Annotated in this window: 20 protein-coding genes; 15 read left to right on the top strand and 5 right to left on the bottom strand. The window is 64.7% G+C overall.

From position 1 onward, the window contains the following. Nucleotides 1–164 precede the first annotated feature (164 nt). The 14 genes from BMZ97_RS00670 to BMZ97_RS00735 all read left to right on the top strand — a co-directional run bounded on the left by BMZ97_RS00670 (nt 165) and on the right by BMZ97_RS00735 (nt 12,966). Nucleotides 165–1,319: a hypothetical protein gene (locus tag BMZ97_RS00670; protein WP_244546177.1), complete on the top strand. Its 1,155-nt coding sequence runs from the start codon at nt 165–167 to the stop codon at nt 1,317–1,319. 591 nt (nt 1,320–1,910) lie between these two features. After that, nucleotides 1,911–3,239, top strand: coding sequence for an ABC transporter substrate-binding protein (locus tag BMZ97_RS00675; RefSeq protein ID WP_092166441.1), 1,329 nt, complete (start codon nt 1,911–1,913; stop codon nt 3,237–3,239). Nucleotides 3,240–3,371: 132 nt separating this feature from the next. Next, on the top strand, nt 3,372–4,292 hold the full coding sequence (locus BMZ97_RS00680; RefSeq protein ID WP_092166442.1) for a carbohydrate ABC transporter permease: 921 nt from the start codon (nt 3,372–3,374) through the stop codon (nt 4,290–4,292). Then, nucleotides 4,289–5,257, top strand: coding sequence for a carbohydrate ABC transporter permease (locus BMZ97_RS00685; protein ID WP_092164425.1), 969 nt, complete (start codon nt 4,289–4,291; stop codon nt 5,255–5,257). Before BMZ97_RS00680 ends, BMZ97_RS00685 begins: the two co-directional genes overlap by 4 nt. Beyond that, entirely contained in the window at nt 5,254–5,478 is a 225-nt protein-coding gene (locus BMZ97_RS00690; protein WP_092164432.1) for a hypothetical protein, read from the top strand. The genes BMZ97_RS00685 and BMZ97_RS00690 overlap by 4 nt, the downstream gene beginning before the upstream one ends. A 3-nt stretch (nt 5,479–5,481) precedes the next feature. Further along, nucleotides 5,482–6,603 carry an ABC transporter ATP-binding protein gene (locus tag BMZ97_RS00695; RefSeq protein WP_092164434.1) on the top strand — a complete coding sequence of 374 codons (1,122 nt, stop codon included), beginning with the start codon at nt 5,482–5,484 and terminating at the stop codon, nt 6,601–6,603. Continuing rightward, nucleotides 6,596–7,609, top strand: coding sequence for an ABC transporter ATP-binding protein (locus tag BMZ97_RS00700; RefSeq protein ID WP_092164436.1), 1,014 nt, complete (start codon nt 6,596–6,598; stop codon nt 7,607–7,609). Before BMZ97_RS00695 ends, BMZ97_RS00700 begins: the two co-directional genes overlap by 8 nt. A 3-nt stretch (nt 7,610–7,612) precedes the next feature. Continuing rightward, nucleotides 7,613–8,215 carry a dihydroxyacetone kinase subunit DhaL gene (gene dhaL / locus BMZ97_RS00705; RefSeq protein WP_092164438.1) on the top strand — a complete coding sequence of 201 codons (603 nt, stop codon included), beginning with the start codon at nt 7,613–7,615 and terminating at the stop codon, nt 8,213–8,215. Between the two features lie 4 nt (nt 8,216–8,219). After that, entirely contained in the window at nt 8,220–8,618 is a 399-nt protein-coding gene (gene dhaM / locus BMZ97_RS00710) for a dihydroxyacetone kinase phosphoryl donor subunit DhaM (RefSeq protein ID WP_092164440.1), read from the top strand. A 37-nt stretch (nt 8,619–8,655) separates the two neighbouring features. Continuing rightward, entirely contained in the window at nt 8,656–8,934 is a 279-nt protein-coding gene (locus tag BMZ97_RS00715; protein ID WP_092164442.1) for an HPr family phosphocarrier protein, read from the top strand. 6 nt (nt 8,935–8,940) lie between these two features. Further along, nucleotides 8,941–10,545, top strand: a complete 1,605-nt coding sequence (gene ptsP, locus BMZ97_RS00720; RefSeq protein WP_092164444.1) for a phosphoenolpyruvate--protein phosphotransferase — start codon at nt 8,941–8,943, stop codon at nt 10,543–10,545. Beyond that, a complete protein-coding gene (locus tag BMZ97_RS00725; RefSeq protein ID WP_092164446.1) occupies nt 10,542–10,997 on the top strand; it encodes a hypothetical protein in 456 nt (151 codons plus the stop codon). The genes ptsP and BMZ97_RS00725 overlap by 4 nt, the downstream gene beginning before the upstream one ends. Continuing rightward, nucleotides 10,994–11,980 carry a dihydroxyacetone kinase subunit DhaK gene (gene dhaK, locus BMZ97_RS00730; protein WP_092164448.1) on the top strand — a complete coding sequence of 329 codons (987 nt, stop codon included), beginning with the start codon at nt 10,994–10,996 and terminating at the stop codon, nt 11,978–11,980. Before BMZ97_RS00725 ends, dhaK begins: the two co-directional genes overlap by 4 nt. 128 nt (nt 11,981–12,108) lie before the next feature. Then, nucleotides 12,109–12,966, top strand: coding sequence for an amidohydrolase family protein (locus BMZ97_RS00735; RefSeq protein ID WP_348272088.1), 858 nt, complete (start codon nt 12,109–12,111; stop codon nt 12,964–12,966). A gap of 131 nt (nt 12,967–13,097) precedes the next feature. Here BMZ97_RS00735 and BMZ97_RS00740 read toward each other — a convergent pair whose 3' ends face one another. The 5 genes from BMZ97_RS00740 to BMZ97_RS00760 all read right to left on the bottom strand — a co-directional run bounded on the left by BMZ97_RS00740 (nt 13,098) and on the right by BMZ97_RS00760 (nt 18,805). Beyond that, nucleotides 13,098–14,174, bottom strand: coding sequence for a shikimate dehydrogenase (locus BMZ97_RS00740; protein ID WP_348272089.1), 1,077 nt, complete (start codon nt 14,172–14,174; stop codon nt 13,098–13,100). Between the two features lie 128 nt (nt 14,175–14,302). After that, nucleotides 14,303–15,784, bottom strand: coding sequence for a bifunctional serine/threonine-protein kinase/universal stress protein (locus BMZ97_RS00745; RefSeq protein WP_244546178.1), 1,482 nt, complete (start codon nt 15,782–15,784; stop codon nt 14,303–14,305). A gap of 14 nt (nt 15,785–15,798) precedes the next feature. After that, nucleotides 15,799–16,539 carry a metallophosphoesterase family protein gene (locus BMZ97_RS00750; RefSeq protein WP_092164454.1) on the bottom strand — a complete coding sequence of 247 codons (741 nt, stop codon included), beginning with the start codon at nt 16,537–16,539 and terminating at the stop codon, nt 15,799–15,801. Nucleotides 16,540–16,658: 119 nt separating this feature from the next. After that, nucleotides 16,659–17,324 (bottom strand): GntR family transcriptional regulator, encoded by a 666-nt coding sequence (locus BMZ97_RS00755; RefSeq protein ID WP_092164456.1) that lies wholly within the window; start codon nt 17,322–17,324, stop codon nt 16,659–16,661. Continuing rightward, a complete protein-coding gene (locus BMZ97_RS00760; protein WP_244546179.1) occupies nt 17,321–18,805 on the bottom strand; it encodes a flagellar biosynthesis protein FlgA in 1,485 nt (494 codons plus the stop codon). The genes BMZ97_RS00755 and BMZ97_RS00760 overlap by 4 nt, the downstream gene beginning before the upstream one ends. A gap of 323 nt (nt 18,806–19,128) precedes the next feature. On the opposite strand from BMZ97_RS00760, the gene BMZ97_RS00765 reads away from it, so the two are divergent. Further along, entirely contained in the window at nt 19,129–20,166 is a 1,038-nt protein-coding gene (locus BMZ97_RS00765; RefSeq protein WP_092164457.1) for a 4-hydroxythreonine-4-phosphate dehydrogenase PdxA, read from the top strand. Nucleotides 20,167–20,208 lie beyond the last annotated feature (42 nt).

The raw sequence follows: 20,208 nt of genomic DNA on the forward strand, positions 1-20,208 counted from the left end.
AGACGCTTCGAGCACAGGTCGGCCGACGATCGCGTTGCGCTTCAATTGTAGGCGTCGTGGTAACGAGGCGTCGTTGCTATCGATGACACCTGTCATTACGATGCGGCAGGCTGCTCGGGATGAGGCTATCCTATTGGTCAGCTCGCTCTGCGAAGGAGGCTTTCATGCCACTTCGAGGTCGCGTCGGACGGCATGTCAGCACTGGCGCCAACTGCCAGAACTGGAAGAGCGACCAGGAGGTCGTGATCGCCCTGCTGAACCATATCCCGATCGCCGATGGTGGAACCGGGGGAGCCTTGGGCGGACGTATCATCGGCGGGTTTGCTAGCGACGCGCTGTACCAAGCTATCCTGAGCTTCGAGAAACGATATCCCCAGCTCAGGCAGAGGGGCTTTGTCGAACCGAACGGGCCGGTGTTGACGCAATTGGAGGGGTTGGCATTGCGTCCGCCACCCGCACCGCCCAAAAAACCGGGGCAATGGGACGCGATCACGACCAGGACCGTGTCGAAATCGTTGAATGCCGGTTTGGACGGCGACATGACGCTCAGCCATTCCGATGTCGTCAACATCATTCGCCGCACGCTCAGCGACGGCGTTATCACGCCCGACGAGATCAACGACCTGGCGACGATCCTGGCCGTCGCGAAGAGCCTGCAGCAGCGTTCCAAGAGCATGCTGACGACGCTCGTCAATGCGATCCGCAAGACGGCGGCCGGCAAGGGACCCTACAGGCTGGAGACGGATCGGCAACTCTTTGCGGCCGGCATAGTCTGCGATTTTCTCGAACGCCCGGGATCGAGCCGCTTTCCCTCTCTGGATCGAAACGAGGTCGGCGTTGGGCTGCTGATGCGGATCGCCAATCCGGGCTTGATCAAGCAGGACCAGGCGAGCCTGTGCGGGCCGGCCGCGCTGCTGTTCAGCGAAGCGGCCGACAACCCCGCCGCTTATGCCCGTTTCGCCATCGACCTCTACGAGAAGGGGCGGGCGAAGCTGAACCGGCTGGAGATCGCACCGGACCAGGACGTGCGGACCTATCGACCGCCGCCGACGATGGATCATGTCGACTGGATGACCATGGCCAGCATCCGCGATTCCGAGAACTGGTTCTTGGACTATGACAACGCCGACAAGGAATTCGCCGGCATCACCTTGCCTGGCGAACTGGCGGACTGGTTCCGGCGCGCCGGCTATTCCAAAGTCGAGCAGGACGGCAACATCATCGCCAGCATGGGCCTCAGCGAAATCGACGATGCCAATCGGCTCTATGCGGACGGCTACCGCATTTGCCTCTTCATCGGCGCGAACATCCTGAGCTAGAAGGACTAGTCGAAAAGCTCGACCACCGCCGAGCATTGGGCCGTTCAGCGGTCGCTGATCGATCGGTCGAACGGCACGGTCAAGCTCAAGGTCTTCACCTGGGGCGATGGCGAGTATCAGATCCCGCACGGCGGCAAGACACTGCCGGTCGGCGATTTCCTTGGCAATTTCTACGGTTACGTCGCGGGAAAACCGTAGCGCGACATCTTCCGTTCGCTGTTTGCGAGCATCCGCCCCTCAAAACACCTCGGCGACGCGCAGCCTAGTCGATTCCCTATGCCGGCCGATGACGATCTCGGCTTGGTCACGCGGCTCTGGCCTGATCATATTCAAGCAGTCGCTAAACTTGTGCGATGCGGCATAAGTTGCTGCATTGCAGTGTTTTATCCGCAATCCGCGGCGCTTGACATGTTTAGTGAATTGATATTCGCTAAACAAATCGCTGAACTTGGACGGCTCGTTCCGAGGCGGCGTGAGGAAACGTCCCGCGTCGGCCGTGCCCCTTCATTTGGCTGTGCCCTTCGCGGTCGCGCAGGTTCACCCGTCACCCCAATGACGGCTGGTGACGGCATGCCAAGGGAGGCCAAGAACATGAACATGATCAGAACATGGATGCTTGCCGCGACCATAGCCGGGAGCACGGCGTTGGCTGCGACTGCAGCTCAGGCGCAAGGCAAATCATTGACGTTGTGCTGGGCGGCCTGGGATCCGGCGAATGCGCTGGTGGAACTCTCCAAGGACTTCACCGCCAAAACCAATATCGCCATGAAGTTCGAGTTCGTGCCCTGGCCGAACTTCGCCGACCGCATGCTCAACGAGCTCAACTCCAAGGGCAAGCTCTGCGACCTGATCATCGGCGACTCGCAATGGATCGGCGGCTCGGCCGAGAACAAGCATTATGTGAAGCTGAACGATTTCTTCGCCAAGGAAGGCATCAAGATCGATGACTTCATGCCGGCGACTGTCACCGGCTATGCCGAATGGCCGAAGAACACCCCGAATTACTGGGCGCTCCCGGCAATGGGCGACGCGCTCGGCTGGACCTACCGCAAGGACTGGTTCGCCAAGCCGGCGCTGCAGGCCGAGTTCAAGGCCAAGTATAACCGCGATCTTGCTGTGCCAAAGACCCAGACCGAGCTGAAGCAGGTCGCCGAGTTCTTCCAGGGTCGCGACGTCGACGGCAAGAAGGTCTATGGCGCCGCGATCTTCACCGAGCGCGGCTCGGAAGGCATCACCATGGGCGTCGCCAACGCGCTCTATCCCTTCGGTTTCAAATATGAGGATCCGAAGAAGCCTTACGCCATGGCCGGCTTCGTCAATTCCGAGGGCGCCGTGAAGGGGCTCGAATTCTATAAATCGCTGTTCAAGTGCTGCACGCCGCCGGGCTACTCGAACGCCTATATGCAGGAGGGCCTCGACGCCTTCAAATCCGGCCAGGTCGCGATGCAGATGAACTGGTTCGCCTTTTTCCCCGGCCTGTTCAAGGATCCCAATGTCGGCGGCGACAAGATCGGCTTTTTTGTCAATCCGGGCGAGGTCGTCAAAGGCTCGCAGCTCGGCGGACAGGGGCTCTCGGTGGTGTCGTACTCGGCCAACCAGGCCGAAGCGCTTGCCTATATCAAATGGTTCGCCTCGCTCGAGGTGCAGAAGAAGTGGTGGGAGCTCGGCGGCTACACCTGCCATAAGGGTGTGCTGAACGATGCGGCCTTCCCCAAATCGGCGCCATTTGCCGCCGATTTCCTCGTCGCCATGGGGGAAGTCGTCGATTTCTGGGCCGAGCCGTCCTACGCCCAGCTCCTCCAAGCGATGCAGGCGCGCATCCACGACTATGTCGTGGCGGATAAGGGCACGGCCAAGCAGGCGCTCGATCTGCTGATCCAGGATTGGACCAAGGTCTTCAAGGAAGACGGCAAGCTCTGAGCTGCCGGCTGCCTGTTCGCCCGAGCCAAAGGCTGCGCCTCGCATGAGCAGGCGCAGCCAGTCCCCGACTTTGCCTTGAAACGGTGCCGAGTCATGAATGCGAGCGACATCACCGGCCTCAGGAGCGCGAGGATGCACGCACCCGATGCCCCGATCGCCCACCGCGTCAGGGGCCTCTCCGACACGACGATCGCCTGGCTCTTCATCGCGCCGACGATGGTCCTGCTGCTCGCGATCAACCTCTTCCCGTTGATCTGGACGATCCAGCTCTCCTTCACGAATTACCGCGCCAACCGCCCCAATGCGCCGCTGCGCAATGTCGGGCTCGAGCACTACCAGGCCATCCTGTCGGACCCGGAGATCTGGCAGCGTATGCAGGCCACCGCGCATTTCGTCTTCTGGACGATCCTGCTGCAGACCGTGATCGGCTTTTCTCTGGCCTATCTGATTGACCGTAAGTTCCGTGGCCATGGCTTCTGGACCACGCTGATCCTGATCCCGATGATGCTGTCGCCTGCCGTCGTCGGCAATTTCTGGACCTTCCTCTACCAGCCGCAGATCGGCCTGTTCAATTACGTCGTCTCGTTCTTCTCCGGGCTTGCGCCGTCCTCCTTCCAGATGCTGGGCGACGTCACCCTGAGCCCCTGGGCGATCATCATCGTCGATACCTGGATGTGGACGCCTTATGTGATGCTGATCTGCCTGGCAGGGCTCCGCTCGATCCCGAACTACATCTACGAGGCAGCCGAGGTCGACCGCGCCAGCAACTGGCGCCAATTCATCTCGATCACGCTGCCGATGTGCCTGCCCTTCATCATGCTGGCGGTGCTGTTCCGCGGCATCGAGAACTTCAAGATGTTCGACATGGTCAACCTGCTGACCTCGGGCGGGCCGGGCTCGACCACCGAACTCGCCTCGATCACGCTCAAGCGCGCCGCCTTCGAGGCCTGGCGCACCGGCTATTCCTCCGCCTTCGCGATCATCCTGTTCGTCGCCGTGTTCGGGCTGGCGAACATCTATGTGAAGGCCTTGAACAAGGTGAAGGCACGATGAGCGGCGCGACCTCCACCGCCCATTCCGTCGTCGCGCCAAGCGGCCGGGTCAAGCTGCTCGCCGGCGCGATCGTGGTGCTCTACGCGCTGGTGGCCCTCGTGCCGCTGGTCTGGATCGGCCTGACCAGCATCAAGACGCCGCCGGACTCGATCTCTTACCCGCCCAAGGTCGTGCCGTTCGTGCATTTCGAGCCCTCGATCGAAGGCTATTGCAATCTCTTCAACACGCGCTCGCGCCAGACCGCGGATTATCTCGCCTCGCTCCCGCCGGCGAACTCGGCCTGCGAAGAGATCACACGCTCGCGCAGCATGGTCGTCGTCGGCCCGTCCAATTATGTGCCCCGCTTCCTCAACTCGCTGATCATCGCCTTCGGCTCGACCCTGCTCTCGGTGGGCCTGGGCACCTGCGCTGCCTATGCCTTCTCGCGCTTCAAGGTGCCTTTGAAGGACGATCTGCTCTTCTTCATCCTGTCGACGCGGATGATGCCGCCGATCGCCGTCGCGATCCCGATCTTCCTGATGTACCGCGAGCTTGGTCTCTCCGACACGCGGCTCGGCATGATCCTGCTCTACACCTCGGTCAATGTTTCGCTCGCCGTCTGGCTGCTCAAGGGCTTCATCGACGAGATCCCGCGCGAATACGAGGAAGCCGCCATGATCGACGGCTATACGCGGCTGCAGGCCTTCCGGAAGGTCGTGCTGCCGCAGGCCACGACCGGCATCGTCGCGACCGCGATCTTCTGCCTGATCTTCGCTTGGAACGAATATGCCTTCGCCGTGCTCCTGACCTCCGGCACTGCCCAGACTGCCCCGCCCTTCATCCCGATCATCATCGGCGAGGGCGGACAGGACTGGCCGGCGGTGGCGGCCGGGACGACGCTGTTCCTGATTCCGATCCTGGTTTTCACGGTGCTGCTGCGCAAACACCTGCTGCGCGGCATCACCTTTGGGGCGGTGCGCAAATGAATCTGCATGCCAGCCATTCCCGCCAATCGGACGGAGCGTCTCGATCGCGCTGGCCGAAGCTGCTTCGGCGCGGGCCGATGGAGACCTTGGCCACGGTGCTGATCGCGGCCGGCGTGCTGATGTTGCTGCAGCCCTTCTCGCTGACGCTCTACGGCTATTCCTTCGTCACCACGCTCATCGGCGTCGTCATGTTCACTTTCGTCACCAAGTTTCCGGAGTGAACCATGGCAGAGATCCGGGTCGACAATCTGGTGAAACGGTTCGGATCCTTCACCGCGGTGCGGGATACGAGCTTCACGGTCGAGGACGGTGATTTCTTCTGCCTGCTCGGTCCCTCGGGCTGCGGCAAGACCACGACCTTGCGGATGGTGGCAGGGCTCGAACTCCCCTCCGCGGGGTCGATCCGGCTCGACGGCGAGGACGTCACCTTCAAGCGCGCCCGCGAGCGCGACATCGCCATGGTGTTCCAGCTCTTCGCGCTCTACCCGCATATGAACGTGCGCAAGAACATCTCCTTTCCCCTGGTCTCGATGGGTGTGCCGAAGGCCGAAACCAGGCGGCGGGTCGAGGACGCTGCGAAGACCTTGCGGATCGAGCATCTCCTCGACAAACCGGTCTCGGGCCTCTCGGGCGGCGACCGGCAGCGGGTCGCGCTCGGGCGCGCCATCGTGCGCGAGCCCAAGGCCTTCATGATGGACGAGCCGCTGGGCGCGCTCGACGCCGAGTTCCGCCATCTGATGTGCGGCGAGCTGCGCGCGCTGCACGACCGGCTGAAGGCGACGACGGTCTATGTCACCCATGACCAGCTCGAGGCCATGTCGATGGCCGACAAGATCGCGGTGATGAATGAGGGCGTGATCGAGCAGCTTGGCCCGCCCCAGGACATCTATGACCACCCGACCTCAATGTTCGTCGGCGATTTCATCGGCTCGCCCGCGATGAACTTCATCCATTTCGAGGGAACGGCAACGGCAGGCTCGACTGCGGTCACCATCGATGCCGCCGTCATTCCGCTGCCCGAACTGCGCGAGACCCGCGCGCTTGGGCCGCTGGCGCTGGGGGTTCGACCGGAGCAGGTCGTCATCGGCGATCCCGGGCGGCAGGGCGGCGCCTTGCCCGGCGAGATCTTCGGCGCCGAATATCTCGGCACCAACCAGATCGTGACCGTCACCACCCCGCGCGGCATGCTCAAGGTCCGGCTGCCAGCCCATCTGAGGGCGGCGGCTGGCGACCGGGTCAGCCTCTCCTTCAAGCCGGAGCGGCTCTCGCTGTTCGATGCGGCGACCGGCAAGGTCATCCGCTCCGCGCTGCATGAGGCCAGCACTGCGAGGCGAGCCCATGGCTGAGATCGCGCTGACGCAGGTTTCGAAGCGCTTTGGCGCGGTGAAGGCGGTGGACGATGTCTCGCTCACCATCACTGACGGCGAATTCGTCGTGCTGCTGGGGCCGACCGGAGCGGGCAAGACGACGACCTTGCGCCTCGTCGCCGGGCTGGAGACGCCAGATGACGGCCGGGTCTTCATCGGCGGCGTCGATGTCACCGGCCTGCCGCCGGCGGCCCGCGACGTGACCTTCGTCTTCCAGCAATATTCGCTCTATCCGCATTTGAGCGTCTTCGACAATCTCGCCTTCCCGTTGCGCTCGCCGACGCGGCGCACGCCCGAGGACGAGATCAAGCGCACTGTGCGCGAGGTGGCGCGGCTGCTGCGGATCGAGGACAAGCTGGGCAACCGCGCGACGCAGCTTTCCGGCGGGCAGATGCAGCGCGTCGCAATCGGCCGTGCCCTGGTGCGCCGCCCGGCGATCTATCTGATGGACGAGCCGCTCTCCTCGCTCGACGCCAAGCTGCGCTCGGAACTGCGCATCGAACTGAAGCGTATCCAGCAGGATCTGGGCGCGACCATGCTCTACGTCACCCATGACCAGACCGAGGCGATGACGCTGGCCTCGCGCATCGGCGTGATCCATCAGGGCCGGCTCGTGCAGATCGGCTCGCCGCGCAGCATCTATGAAGATCCCGCCGACATCTATGTTGCGACCCGCCTTGGCAGTCCGGGCATCAATCTGGTGCCGCGGGCGCTCTTCCCCGAGATCGACGCGCCGGCGGCTGCGGCCACCATCGGCATGCGCACCGAACATCTCGCCATCGCCAGGGCCAGCAATGGCTCGGTGACGGGCAGGGTCAACTGGATCGAGCGGCTCGGCGACCAGAACCACCTGCATATCGATGTGAATCAGCAGCAGATCGTCAGCCTCGTGGATCCCGACGAGGGCCTGAGCGTCGGCGACGACGTGTCTGTGAGCCTGCATCGACCACTCTTCTTCGATGCGCACGGCCAGCGGGTGAGGTGAAGCATGGACCACGCGCTGAAGAAGCATCTGATCACGGCGATGGCCGACGCGATCCTGGCGCATGCCGAGGAGCTGACCGTGCTCGATCAGGCGATCGGCGACGGCGATCACGGCCTGAACATGAAGCGCGGTTTCGAGGCCGTGCTGGCGGAAGCCGACGCGATCGCAGCCAAGCCATTGCCCGACGCCCTGAAGACGATCGGCACGACGCTGGTCATGAAGGTCGGCGGCGCATCGGGGCCGCTCTACGGCACGCTGTTCATGGCGCTCGGCAAGGAGTTGCCGCCGGAGCCGACGATCGCGGATCTGGCGCGGGCGCTGGCTGCCGCAATCGAGGCGGTGAAGACGCGGGGCAAGTCCGAACTCGGCCAGAAGACGATGCTCGATGTGCTCGGCCCCCTGCAGGCCGCGCTTGCCGAGGGCGGGGCCGATCTCGCCTCGCGCCTGCCGGCGGTCGCAACCGGAGCGGCCGAGGCGACGGCGCCGCTCAAGGCGGTTCGCGGACGCGCCTCGTTCCTGGGCGATCGCTCGATCGGCCATATGGACCCCGGCGCGCGCTCGTCGGCGCTTCTCGCTACGGCAATCTGCAACGCCATCGGAGGCTGAAAGCATGCCAGCCAGCAAAAATGTCGGCATCGTCATCGTGTCGCACTCGGCCAAGGTGGCAGAAGGCGCGGCCGATATGGTTCGCCAGATGGTCGGCGACAATGTTCTGCTCGCCTCGGTGGGAGGCAATGCCGAGGGTGGGCTTGGCACGGATGTCGCCGCCATCATGGCGGCTATCGACAAGGCCTGGTCGGAAGCCGGCGTCGCCATCCTGGTCGATCTCGGCGGAGCCGAGACCAATAGCGAGATGGCGGTGGAAATGATGCCGGAAGAGCGGCGCGAACGCATCGTCATCTGTAATGCACCGATCGTCGAAGGTGCGGTGATGGCTGCCACTGAAGCCTCGGGCGGCTCGCCGCTGGCGGTGGTGCAGGCGACTGCCGAGGAGCTCATGTCGGCATGAACGCTGCGTCGGCCAAAGCAACGAAGGGAATGTCGGCATGCAGGAGGTGACGGCCAGTGTCCTGCTCACCAACAAGGTCGGGCTCCATGCCCGGCCCTCGGTGAAGCTGACCCAGACCGCCAAGCGCTTCGGCTCGCGCATCGAGGTGGCCACCAGTGCGGCTGGTCCATGGACCGACGCCAAGAGCCCGGTGAAAATCATGCGGGTCAAGGCGTCACAGGGCGAGATGCTGCATTTCAAGGCCAGCGGCGAAGACGCACCGGCCGCGCTGGCCGCGCTGGTCGAGATCGTCGCCCGCAAGTTCGACGAGGAGTGAGCGGTGATGGAACGGCGTCTACCTGGCCTTGCCGCCTCCAGCGGGCTCGCCTTCGGGCCGGCCGTGACGTTTCGGGCGGTCGGTGAGCTCAGGCGCGTGAAGGGGACCGTCGCGAGTGAAAAACAGGCGCTGGCGGACGCGGTCGCCGCCTCCCTGCAGGCTGTCACGGCTCTGGCCGGGAGCCTCAAAGGCGAGGCCGCCGACATCGTCGGCTTTCAGGTGGCGCTGCTCGAGGATGATGCCCTGACCGAGAGCGCCTATGCCGCGATCGACCGTGGCATGCCCGCGGATATGGCGTGGCGACAGGCCATGGCGGAGGAGATCGCCGGATATGAAATCTCCGACGATTTGTATTTCCGAGCCCGTTCGGCCGATCTCGCCGATATCTGCGACCGCGTGCTGCGCCATCTCTTCGGCTTGCCGGAATTGACGCAGGCGCCGGGCGGCGCCGTCATCGTGGGAGAGGACCTGCCGCCATCGGCCTTCCTCGGTATCGACTGGTCGCAGGGCGGCGGGATCGTGCTCGGCGCGGGGAGCCCGTCCAGCCATGTCGCCATGCTGGCGCGCGGGCGCGGCGTGCCGATGGTGGTCGGCATCGGCTCGGAATGGCAGGCCGTCTCCGGCACCGTGATCGTCGACGGGCTGGAAGGGCTCGTGCTGACCGGCCCGTCCAACGAGAGCATCGAGCGGGCAAGACGGCAGGCGGACGAGCTTGGACGCTCGCGGAGCGAGGCGGAAGCCCGCAGGGACGAGCCTGCGCTGACCCGCGACGGAACCCGCATCGCTGTGATGATCAATGTCGCCGGCCTGGCCGATCTCGCCGATTTGCCTGCCGAGGCCTGCGATGGCATCGGCCTGACGCGCACCGAATTCCTCGTCGAACACGCCCTGCGTGACGAGGCGCGTCAGTTCGAGAGTTATGCCGGGCTGCTGCGCTGGGCCGCCGGCCGACCGGTCACGATCCGCACCCTCGATGCCGGCGGCGACAAGCCGATTTCCGGCTACACTATTGCTGGCGAGACCAATCCCTTCCTGGGCCTGCGCGGCATCAGGTTGTCGCTGCGCCATCCCGAGATCTTCCGCGTGCAGCTGCGGGCGCTGGCTCGCGCGGCGGCTCTGGGGCCGCTCAAGATCATGCTGCCCATGGTGACGATGGCGCAGGAGCTGGAGCAGGCGCGGGCGCTGCTCGACGCCGTTCTGGCTGAACTCGCGGCCGAAGGCGTGGCTCATAGCCCCCCTGCGCTCGGCATCATGGTCGAGGTGCCAGCCGCGGCCATGGCGATTGCAGGCTTCGACGCCGCCTTCTTCTCGATCGGCTCCAACGACCTGACGCAATACGCCACAGCGGCCGCTCGCGATGGCTCGGAGGTCGCGACCTACGCCGATGTCCTGCATCCCGGCGTGCTCGCCATGATCGGCCATGTCGCCAGACATGGTACCGAAGTCGGTCGCGAGGTCAGTCTCTGCGGCGATGCCGGGGGCGATCCGCGCGCCATCGCATCGCTGCTGCGGGCAGGCGTCCGGGCCGTGTCGGTCTCTCCCGGTTTGCTGGCGCAGACAAAGGCAGCGATCCGCGACGTCGACCTATCCGAGCGGAAGCCGAGTGCATGACCAGCCCCGAAACGATCCCGACCGACACATCGCCGCTGGCCACCTACAAGGCGATCCTGCGCGCGGTCATCGAAAACCGCCCCTCCGGCACCAGACAGCGCCTCGCCGAAGCCATCGGCAAGAACCGCAGCTTCATTTCGCAGATCATCAACCCCGCCTATGCCACGCCCGTGCCGGTCCAGCATCTGGAGACGATCTTCCACGTCTGCCATTTTGCGCCGCCGGAACGGCAGGCCTTCCTGAACGCCTATCAGGCCGCGCATCCGGGGCGCCTGGAGGTGGTCGATACCGAACGTCCCATGCGCCGGCTGGTGATTGAATTGCCGGATTTCGGTAGCCCCGACCTGAATGCGCGCGCCGACCACATCGTGCTGGGGGTCGCGCGCGGCCTGGTGTCGCTCATTGCAACCAATGACGATGAAGAAGCCGAAACACCGAGGGGAAGCCCATGAAGAAGCTGATCAACGCGGTCGACAGCATCCTGTCGGAGAGCCTTCAGGGACTGGAAGTCATCCATGGTGATATCCTCGTCCTCGCTGAAGACGAGAAATTCGTCCGACGCAAGACACTGACGGACGGCAAGGTGGCGCTGATCTCGGGTGGCGGTTCCGGCCATGAGCCACTTCACGCCGGCTTTGTCGGCCTCGGCATGCTCGATGCGGCCTGCCCGGGGCAGGTCTTCACCTCGCCGACGCCTGACCAGATGCTGGCCGCGTTGACTGCCGTCGAGACCGGCGCCGGCTCGCTCTTCATCGTCAAGAACTACGAAGGCGATGTCATGAATTTCGAGATGGCGGCCGAGATGGCCGAGGGGAAAATCGCGACGGTCGTCACCGATGACGACGTGGCCGTCCCAAAATCGACCTGGTCAACCGGCCGACGTGGCGTCGCCGGCACGATGATCGTCGAGAAGATGGTGGGCGCGGCAGCCGAGCAGCGCCGCGACCTGAATGCGTTGAAGGCACTCGGCGACGAGGTCAATCGGCGCACCCGCTCAATGGGCGTGGCGCTGAGCTCCTGTACAGTGCCTGCGGCTGGCAAGCCGACCTTCACGCTGGGCGACGACGAGATGGAGATCGGCGTCGGTATCCATGGCGAGCCGGGCCGGCGGCGCGTGAAGCTCGCCTCCGCCGACGCCATAGCCGACGAGATGATGGGCGCGATCCTCGACGACCTGGCGCCGGCGCGTGGCACGCCCTGCCTGCTCCTGGTCAATGGCTTCGGTGGTACGCCGAGCATGGAGCTCTACCTGATGGCCAATGCCGCAAGGCGCATCATGACGGGGCGTGGTTTGCCCATCGCCCGCGGGCTGGTCGGCTCCTATGTCACCTCTCTGGACATGGCCGGCTGTTCCCTGACCGTGACTGCGCTGGACGACAGCCTGATCCAGCTCTGGGACGCGCCGGTCCACACGGCTGCGCTGCGCTGGGGGTAGAGCAGGATGCGAAAAAGTGGGAACCGGTTTTTCGCATTGATCCGGCTCTAGTGCATTTTCGAGCGAAGTGGACACCGGTTCGCGTGAAGACGATGCGATACTGGTTATGGGATGGCTTTTGCCGATAAGTGTTCCGCAAAACGGGTGTGATCGGCATGAGTGCATTTGCAGAACGCAAGATCGACTGCCACGTCCACGTCCTGGACCCTGCGCGGTTCCCTTACGCGCCGGATGTAAAATACCAGCCATCGGGTCAGGAGATCGGCACCGCAGAGCAATTGGCGGCTGTCCGCAATTTCTACGGCGTCGAACATTGCCTCATCGTCGGCCCGAACTCCGGCTACGGAAACGACAATCGCTGCCTGCTGGACGCGATCAGACGCGGCAATGGCAGCTATAAAGGCATCGCGGTCGTGCCAAACACGTGCGATCGAGAAACGCTCATGGCCCTGCAGGCGATGGGGATAGTCGGGATCGCCATCAACGCGACCTATCACAGCGTCGAATACTATGCCGACATCGGTCCGCTGATCGGCCATCTCGAAGCGCTCGGCATGTATCTGCAGATTCAGACGGAAGGCGATCAGTTTCTCGGCTTGCTGCCGCATATCGAGGATCGCGCCGTGAGAATCCTCATCGACCATTGCGGGAGGCCGATCATTGCCGATGGGCTGAAACAGCCGGGGTTTGCCGCGCTATGCCGCCTTGGCGCCGGCGGACGATGCTTCGTCAAACTCTCCGGCTTCGCCAAGTTCTCGCAGGAGCGCTTTCCGCACCGCGATGTCTGGCCTTTCATAGAGGCGCTGGTCGAAGCGTACAGCCTCGATGGCTGCATGTGGGCCTCCGACTGGCCACATCTTCGCGCGCCGGAGCGGCTGGATTACGGGCCGTTGCTGCAGATGGTCGATCTGCTGTTTCCGCGTGCCGCAGACCGAGCCAAGCTGCTGTGGGATACGCCGATGCGCCTGTTCCAATTCGGCGCGTGACAAGAGCCGGATGATTTCAGCTGGGATCACCAAGTGATCCCATCTGAAATCTGAATCCGTCTCTCAACTAAGAGTTAGAGCAGGATCAATGCGAAAAACCGGTTCCCACTTTTTCGCATCCTGCTCTTGCCTCAGAGCGTCGCCTCGATGGCGGCGCGCAGGCCCGGCGTGATCTCGGGCATGACGCCGAACCAATTCTTGAACGCCGGCCGCGCCTGATTGAGCAACATCCCAAGACCATTCACAGTGCGGTTGCCCCGCGCGCGCGCCGCGGCGAGCAGCGGCGTTTCCCGGGGCACGTAGATCAGGTCCGAGACGACGGTCGATGAAGGCAGCTTGGCGAGGTCAAGATCGAGCGCCTGCTCCTTGCCCATGCCCTGATTGGTCGTGTTGACGAGGAGGGCGGCCTCCGCGATGGCATCGTGCCGCCGATCCCAGGACAGAACCTTCACACCGAATTCCGCCGCAAGCTGCTCGGCCCGCGCCGAGGAGCGATTGCAGACGCGAATATCCGTGGCGCCACGATCAGCAAGGCCGGCGATGACAGCCCGTGCGCCGCCGCCTGCGCCGATGACGATCACCGGCCCCGCATCCGCCGTCCAGCCCGGCACTTCCTGTGCAAGCGACTCAGCGTATCCGAACGCTTCAAAATTGTGTCCTTCGAGACTTCCGTCCGGGGCGACGATGACGCAATTCATGGCGCCGATCTGGCGCGCGATGGGAGAGACACGATCGACGATGGACAGCGCCAGCTCCTTGAGGGGCATCGTCAGGTTGCAGCCGGAAAAGCCGAGGGCGGGTAGCGCCCGCAACGCCGCCGCCAGCCCCTCCGGTTTCACCGCAAGCGGGACATAAACGCCACTCAGGCCATGCTCCCGCAGCCAATAATTATGCAGCACGGGCGAGCGCGAATGCATGATGGGGTAGCCCATCACGCCGGCCATCAAATAGCGATCAGGCTGCTGCATGCTCGTCTCCCGAAGCAGTGGCGCGCTCACGCCTTCACTCTCGCTTCGATGCCAGGGACGTCGGATGGCGTCACCGGCATGACGATGATCAACGACACGAAAGCGTGCACATCCTTGTCGGTGCCGCTGCAAAACCGCAAGATTGGATTTGCCCGGCGCATCGAAACCAGGGCTGCATAGTTCCGGGCCGACGCTCTCGGCCACGCCGACCAGCAAGCCGCCGAGAATGGGGCCGGGCAAACGGCTGATTCAACGACGTCGGCGCCGGCCCATTTCTGTGGGCCTTCATTGCCGATGAAGCGCAACGCTTGATTCGGGCCCGCAGCGTCTCGCGCGTGTGCATCAGCGCTGGGGTGCCCGAGGCCGATTCAGGCGCGCTGGGTCGGCCGGGTCTCGTCTTGCTCGCCGGCCGCGCCCTTGATCCGCACGACCGAGACCGAGCAATGCGCCTCCGCGACGACCTTGGTCGAAACACTGCCGAGATGGCGGCGCAGCGCCGAAGAGGAGCGGGCGCCGATGACAATGTGGTCGATCTGGTTGTGCTCGGCATAGCGCAGCACCGCATCGGCGGCGCTCACCGCCTCGATGACGTGATAGCTGACACGCTCCTCGCTCAGATGCAGTGGCCGCGCCCAGTCTTTCAGCGCGACCAGCCGCTTCACGTAGATCGAGTTGCCCTTGGAGTCGGCGTATTGGGTTTCCTTGACCAGATCCGTCTTGATCACGGTCAGGCAGGCGAGCCAGGAATCCGGCCGCGCCGCGAGAAGCCGCTGCGTCTCGGCCAATATCGCCGCCGCCAACGGGGTGGCTCCATCCGACAAATCGACGGCGGTGAGCACGATCGAAGGTCCGGCCCGGCGGCTGCCTTCCGCCGCCGTTCCAACCAGTGCCGCCTCGCTGGGGCGGTCGAACAGCTGCTTCAGCCAGCCGAGAATTCCGCCTGGTCTGGCGCGGTTTGAGCGTGGCAGCACGACCTGGTCGGGGTTGCGCAGATCGAAGATGAGCTTGGCGGCGTCGGCGTAACGCCGGCTACGATCGACCTCGAGGCAGCGCGCCACGATCGCTTCGAGCCAGGCCGGAATGTCGGGCCTGATCGCGCGCATGGGGCGTGGCGCATGATAGAGGCGCCGCTTCATGCCGGCGGTGGTCGAGGGCCTTCCAAAGGGCTCCTCGCCCGTCGCAAGCTGATAAAGCATGCAGCCGAGCGCGAAGAGATCGCTGGCGGGGTCGGTCCGGTCGCCCAGCACCTGTTCGGGGGCGATATAGGCGGGCGTGCCCATCGGCACCGCGCTTTCCTCGCCGAGCAGGTCCGGCAGATCAGCGTGTCGCGCCAGGCCGAAATCCAGCAGCACCGCGCCGCGTTCTGCCAGGATCACGTTCTGCGGCTTGAGGTCGAGATGGACGACGCTCTGGCGATGGAGGTCCGTGAGCGCCGTGCCGATCGCGATGCCGATCCGCACCACCTCTTCGACGGGAAGCGGTGCGGCCTCAGTGCGTTTCGCCAGGCTCACGCCCGCGACGAATTCCATGGCGAGATAGGGCAGCTCGGCGAGATCGCCGGAGGCGATGAAGCGCGGCACATGCGAGCCGGAGAGCCGCTTCAGGATCATCTCCTCGACCTCGTAGCCGATGATCACCGAAACGTCCTGCCCGGGATCGAGGAACGGGATCTTGAGGATGAGGGGAAAATCGAAATCCGCGTGCCGCGCCCGCCACAGCGACGCCATGCCGCCGGAGGGGAGCTGCTCGATCAGTTCGAAGCCGTCGATCTCGGAGCCGGTCTTGATCTTGGAGCCGGTCTTGATTTCGGAGACAGTCTTGATTTCGGAGACAGTCTTGGGTCGTTCCACGGTGTCCTCCCTCCTCATCGGCCGATCAGCAGGCGCAGACCCAGCCAGCTGGAGAGGCCGAGCGTCTTGATCTTGGCCGCTGTCGCCTCGCTGTCATAGGGCACGCGCCGCATCGTCACGCTGGCCTCTTCCAGATCCAGCAGCGCAAAGCACGCCGCTGGGTTGCCGTCGCGCGGTTGGCCGACGGCCCCTGTGACGATGACATGCCGGTGCCGCGCCAACAGCGGCGCGGCGATTTCGTCGCGTGGGACGAACATCGTCGGTCGCCGGTTCGGATGGCTGTAGAACACGGTCGGTCGGTGCGTGTGCCCGCAGCAGATCAGGGGCTCCGTGCTCGCCGCCAGGCAGCGCATCGCCGCTTCGGGATCGGAGATATAGTCCCAGCTCTCGGGCCGGTAGGCGCTGGCATGGACCCATTGGCAGCCGAAGCGCGTGATCGACAGCGGCAGCGCCGCAAGGAAGGCGCGGTGGTCGTCGTTCAGCCGCGTGCGGGTCCAGCGTATCGCTTCGCGCGCATTCGGCGTCAGCCTGTCCCTGTCGGAGCGCGCGGCCTCGTCATGGTTGCCGAGCACGCAGAGCGCGCCGTCGGAGACGAGCCGCGCCACTGTCTCGATCGCAAATTCGGGATCGGGCCCGTAACCGACCAGATCGCCAAGGACGACGATCTGGTCCGGCGCCAGCTCCTCGACAACATCGAGCACCGCTTCCAGAGCTTCGCGATTGGCATGGATGTCGGAGAGCACCGCGATGCGCATGGTGGGTTGGTGTTAGCATCGATGCGGGCGGGGCGTCGAATGGGCTTAAGTCGGACTTGCTTCGGACGCGAAGACGGTCCGCGCTCCGCCACTGCCGGGGGAAGCTGGCTACTGCCCGATCAGAACACGTCGGCGACGCGCAGCCTGGTCGATTCCATATGCCGGCCGATGACGTCGAGCAGCGCGTCTGCATCGCGCTTCAGCAGCGCCGCCATCATCTCCTCATGCTCGGCGACGGCGCCGGCCCATTTCTGTGGCCCTTCATTGCCGATGAAGCGCAAGCGCTTGATCCGGGCCTGCAGCGTCTCATGCATCTCCATCAGCACGGGGTTTCCCGAGGCCGCAACGATGGCGCTGTGGATCGCCTGGTTGAGCTTGAAATATTCGAGCCGGTTGTTGGATTTGTAGAGCGCCAGCATCCGCTCGTGCAGCACGTTGATCGCTTGAATCGTCGCATCGCTGGCCAGCTCGCAGGCCATGCGGCCGCCGAGCTGTTCCAGCGTCTTCAGCACCTGCAGGATCTGCGCGAGATCCTTGGCGGTGAATTTGCGCACGATCGCGCCCTTGGCGGGCAGGATCTCGACGAGCCCTTCGCTGGCGAGCGTCTTGATCGCCTCGCGCAACGGCGTGCGCGAAACCCCGAGCTGCGCGCCGACCTGGCCCTCATTGATGCGCTGGCCGGGTTCGAGCCGGCCTTCGATGATCATGTCGCGAAGGCGCTCCAGCACCTCCTCATGCAAGGTGCGGCGCGTGATCCTCGGATACTCGGCCACCGCTTCGCTCATCGTGCTGCCATTGCTCCTGTGCTCGCGCCGTTTACGGCATGGCCTCCCTGCGCTGTCAAACCGGCATCTCCTGCCTTGTCCGCGAAATCTGCCTTGTCCGCGAACAGGGCATCCTGCCGCCGGCGCATCGCGAGCAAGCCTGAATCCGCGGCGATGTCGACGTCGCCCAGCGCGATCGCCTGGCCGGCCTTGACGGGGGCCACGAGCTTGCGGTCGGCGGCCAGATAGAACGGGGCAGGGCGGTCCGCGGCGAGGGCAGCGGCAGGACGGACCTCTGCGCCGACGCCCTCGATGCTGTGATGGTGCCCGCCCATGGTCAGCACCGTGCCGGCCGCGAGATCGCGCTGCGCCACGGCGACGAGGTCCTGTCGTGGGCGGTAATCGTCGCCATAGCCGGAGCGGCCGAGGCCGGCTGCGTCGAGGATGGAAGTGGCGACCTCCACCCCCAGCAGATGGCGCGGTAGATACAGCATCGCGGTCTTAGCCTTGCGGCTGACGACATGCCCCTTGCCGGCGAGCATCTCCCAGGTCTCGGCATTCTCGCAGGCGACGACGACGAAGACGCCACCGGCGAAGCTCGCCTCCTCGGCCAGGCGCAGATGATGGAAGACGTCGATTCGCCGCGTCCCCGAAAGCAGGCCGCCCTGTGTCTCCTGCGAAAACAGATCGGCTATCTCCGGGATACGCGCCGGCGGGGCATGGAAAGCGGCGGTGTCGGCGGCAAGATCGGTCGCGTTGGCGACGAGCGTCATCTCGCAGAGATCCGGCACGGCCCGGAGCGGAAAGGCCTGGCCGAGGATGCGCGCGCGTTCAGCAGAAGTGGCGACGATCGAGCGCTCGCCCGGCAGCCAGTGCTCGCGCAGTTCCGGCAGCAGCCTGGTCACGCCATTGCAGGCGACGGACCCGGTCGCCGCGTCGAAGACGAAGTCATATTCGCTCGATTTGCCCGCCGCGATCAGCTCCAGCCCCAGAATCTCGGCCCAGCTCACCAGCGCGATCAGCAGGCTGGGCTGGTCGCCGTCGACGGGGGTGACGACCACGCCCTTGTCGCGGGCGAGGCGGGCAAGACCGGGCCCGACGACGCTGTCGGCCTCCTTGGAGACGAGCGCGACATGTTTGCCGGCCTCGATCGCCATCAGGCTGTGGCGGGTCGCAGCCTCGGGGCCGCCCGTCGCCTCGACCAGCATGGCGAAGGGCAGGTCGATCACTGTCTCCAGCCGTCCCGCTGCGACATGGCGGCCCGCCGCCCAGGCCGCGCGCGCTTCAGCCGCCGTCTCGCAGAGCGCGATCTCGCTGGCCGCGATTCCGGCCGCAGCAAAGGCGCGCCCGGCCGCTTCCGCCGTCATGTCGACGGCGATGCGCGCATTGACCAAGCGGATGCGGCGCGCCTGGGCAAGGTAGCTGCGGCCAAAGCCGCCGCTACCAATCAGGCAGGTCTCGATCGGCTGCGTGATGGCGGCGTAATGCGCGTGGAAATTCATCGTCGTCTCTTCTCCCCGGAGCATTGCGCGAAAAAGTGGGTACCGGTTTTTCGCAGGAGCAACGCTCTCAACTTCCAGAACCGGCGCCGTCATCCGGCCGGGCCGGTTCGCGCCTTTCGATGTCTGTCTACAGCAAGGAGAATATGCTGCATACAGCATACTTGCTGCGAAAGAGGGAGCGTGCTAGAGCGTTTTCGAGCGAAGTGGATACCGGTTCGCGTCAAGAAAACACGTCTAAACAAAGGGCTAGAGCAATTTCCGACCCAATTGGATCGAAAATCGCTCTACCCCCGGCCCAACAAGACGAAGCTGGAGACTATCTCATGGAAAGCCGTGCGAATGGCGCGCTGCCGGTGATCGCGGTCGCGATGGGTGACCCCTCCGGCATCAGCCCTGAACTCACCGCCCGTATCCTGGTCGAGCCTGATCTGCGTCACGCCGCCCGCTATGTCGTGTTCGGCGACAAGCGCCTGCTCGATCTCGGGGCGCAGGATGGCAAGGTCGATCCGGCTGTCCAGTTGATCCGCGACGGCGACGCCATTCCCGTGGGCTCGGACGCTCCCATCTTCATCGATCTCGCCAATCACGATCCGGCCGATCTGGAGCGCGGCAAGGCGACGCTTGCCGGCGGCAAGGCCGCGACCGGGAATTTCCGCCGCGCGCTGCAATTCGCGGCCTCGGGGCAGGCCGATGCGGTCTTCTTCACGCCCTTCAACAAGGCCGCGATGCGCTTCGCCTATCCCGGCTATGACGACGAGATCCGCTTCGTGCGCGATGCGATCGGCTTCGAGGGCGCGGCGAGCGAGTTCAACATCCTGGATAAGCTCTGGAACGCCCGCGTCACCTCGCATATTCCATTGTCCGAGGTCGCGCAGAACATCACCCAGGAGCGCATCCTGCGGGCCTTGACGCTGGCCGATGCCAATCTGCGCGCCGCCGGCTTCAACCCGCCGCGCATCGCGGTCGCGGGCATCAATCCCCATGCCGGGGATGGCGGCAATTTCGGTCGCGACGAGATCGAGACGATCGAGCCGGCGGTCAAGGCGGCCAAGGCGCAAGGCTTCACCGTCGAAGGGCCGTTCCCCTCCGACACCGTGTTCCTGCGCGCGAAGAACGGCGATTTCGACGCTGTTTTGACGATGTATCACGACCAGGGTCAGATCGCGATGAAGCTGATCGGCTTCGACCGTGGCGTCACCCTGATCGGTGGCTTTCCCTTCCCGATCTGCACGCCCGCCCATGGCACGGCCTATGAGATCGCGGGCAAGGGCATCGCCAATCTCGGCGCCACCCGCGCCGCGCTCTCGCTCGCCATCAAGATGGCGCAGGACGGAAAGGCGAGGGCCAAAGCCGCAGCCTGACGAGACCGCAGCCTGAAGGAACCGCAGCCTGACGAGGCCACG

It is taken from the genome of Allobosea sp. OK403 (genome assembly GCF_900113835.1).
Lineage (GTDB): Bacteria > Pseudomonadota > Alphaproteobacteria > Rhizobiales > Beijerinckiaceae > Allobosea.